At 28.8% G+C, this 2,069-nt stretch carries 3 protein-coding genes; 1 reads left to right on the top strand and 2 read right to left on the bottom strand.

Features of this window, described 5'->3' with window-relative positions:
* Together J3U69_RS10390 and J3U69_RS10385 are read right to left on the bottom strand one after the other, a co-directional pair.
* Positions 1-139, bottom strand: a 139-nt coding sequence (locus tag J3U69_RS10390; RefSeq protein ID WP_267414012.1) for a teichoic acid D-Ala incorporation-associated protein DltX, incomplete at its 3' end; no start/stop codon positions are given.
* 579 nt (positions 140-718) lie between these two features.
* Positions 719-1,333 carry a hypothetical protein gene (locus tag J3U69_RS10385; protein WP_267414010.1) on the bottom strand — a complete coding sequence of 205 codons (615 nt, stop codon included), beginning with the start codon at positions 1,331-1,333 and terminating at the stop codon, positions 719-721.
* A gap of 357 nt (positions 1,334-1,690) precedes the next feature.
* Between J3U69_RS10385 and J3U69_RS10380 the strand changes: the two genes are divergently transcribed.
* A partial coding sequence (locus J3U69_RS10380) for a hypothetical protein (RefSeq protein WP_267414009.1) occupies positions 1,691-2,069 on the top strand: 379 nt, incomplete at its 3' end.

Here is a 2,069-nt window from a genome sequence, read left to right as displayed (position 1 = left end):
AAATAAAGTGAACCGAGGTTAGGCCGCTATATTGATACAAATAGATTAATGCTATTAAAATAGCGCAATAAATAATTGTCGTGAGCATAAACTTGCCAACACGTTTAGCACGTGAAGCAGTTTGATCTTTTTTAACCATATTCTTCATATCTCTTCCAACTTTTCTTTGTTATATGATATATAGCATACATCGTTAATTATATTATATAAAATATAATATGCAACAATTTTTTAAAAGATAGGAACATTAGAAATGAAATTTAATAACAGTAATTTAAGCTTTTCAGATTGCAACTCCTAAGCTAAAATCAAAAAATCTATCACTTTTAGTAGAATATCATTTATAGAAAAAAAGCCTGACTTTATTCTGTATAGTGAACAAAATCAGACTTTTATTTTTGTTATATTAATACTAACCTATCTGTACCAGATAAGCTTACAATCCTTTATTTGGAACTAAGAATTGGCTAATGGAATAAGTAAGATATTCTTCTAGATATAGTACATCAATTGTATATAGCCTTTAACTGTAGAAATGATTTTTCCAAAGATGAACGTAATTTATTTAACCCTAAATAGCTTAATGTGGGAAAGAATATTTTATTAATGTTTTGATCATCTTTGGTTTGTGTATACAAAATACATTCGTTACCAAATTCTAGACGAATTTTTTCATAAGCCAAATCATCATCTATTTTTATATTATTAAGTTCAGTAATTAATTTTTTGCATATACCAAATTTTTAAATAGCAATACTAGTGCTGCATTGTTTAACGTTGTTACAGTTTCATGCCTCCAACTAATATTATGAACAATATCATCTGTATTTTTTTGATATTTTTGTATGAGCATCTGTGCCAAACCAATGATTCGTTTTCCAGATAAAAGAAAAAGTGTATTACCAAAATTAAATAAGTCTTCATAGCGCCAGTCTTTAATTTCTGATAATAGCTCTTCTAAACGTTTAGTATCTCGTGGCATAAATAAATTTTGTCCCGTATCAGACTTTAAAAAGCTACAGGCAACTGCAGCTCTCAATAGCAAAGTTCGATTATAAGGCTTCTTTTGACTTGCCTTTAAATATATTGAAGCTAAGCTCTGAAGTTTTTTGTCGTTATCAGTTAAATAAGCTGAAACAATCTTTTGATAGTCAATGTTATCGTTTAAACTATCGGTAACAAATTCAGATGGCTTAATACGCATGCGTTCAAGCATTGCAATTACTTTTTCAAAAGACATATTAGCCTGTCCTTTTTCCCAATAATATAAAGAAGACTTAGAAGTAATGTCACGAGAAGCTGCATCTAAACTCATCCTTTTTTGTTTTCTTATTTGTTTAAATTTTTCGCCAAACTTAATATTTATAAAATCTCCTAATTTAAAGCATAAATTAAATGATACTTATTTATTTAACGGTGATTTTATCTGCAACAAAAGGATATTGCCTTAACAATTCCGCAAAATGCTTTACTAATCGACACGTAACGACTGTTTCAATAAGTTCATAATCAATTTATCTATTCTCTTATATTATATATAGCCAACCCAAATATTTTGACAAGATGAAATTGTGCTTTTGCAGTAAAAAATAATCGGAAATTTGTTCTGTATACAGAAATTTTCATTTTTGTAATTAAGATTTTATATATTATTCATAATAAGAGGAATGCTGAAAGTAAGGAGATAAAGATGAAAAAAATCAGTAAATTGTGTATTTCGCTATTCGTCATAGTTGCTTTACTATTTATTGGTATAAAAGTAAGTAATAATAGGCAGAATGCTAAAGCAGATCAGACCAAAATTACCTACGTAAAAAAGAAGGGCAGGACTATTAAAGTCTTTAATGTTCCTGCCTTTGAAAAAATTAACGTTAATATCAATAAAGCTCGTCTGGATAAAAGATTTATCAACCTTAAAGTTACAACAGGAAAGAGTTTTCAGGTTAAGGCTACCGGGCCAGATGCAAAGAAAATAAAAGCTACTGTTAACAATAAAAGTCTCACTATTTCTAGCTCACACTCAATCCGTAAAGGCAGATACAATGTCAGTGTAACGGTACCTAATAGCG

This window comes from Lactobacillus sp. B4026, assembly GCF_026535825.1.
GTDB lineage: Bacteria > Bacillota > Bacilli > Lactobacillales > Lactobacillaceae > Lactobacillus > Lactobacillus panisapium.
Note: the sequence above shows the minus strand (reverse complement) of the source record. Positions and strands in the feature narration are given on the sequence as shown.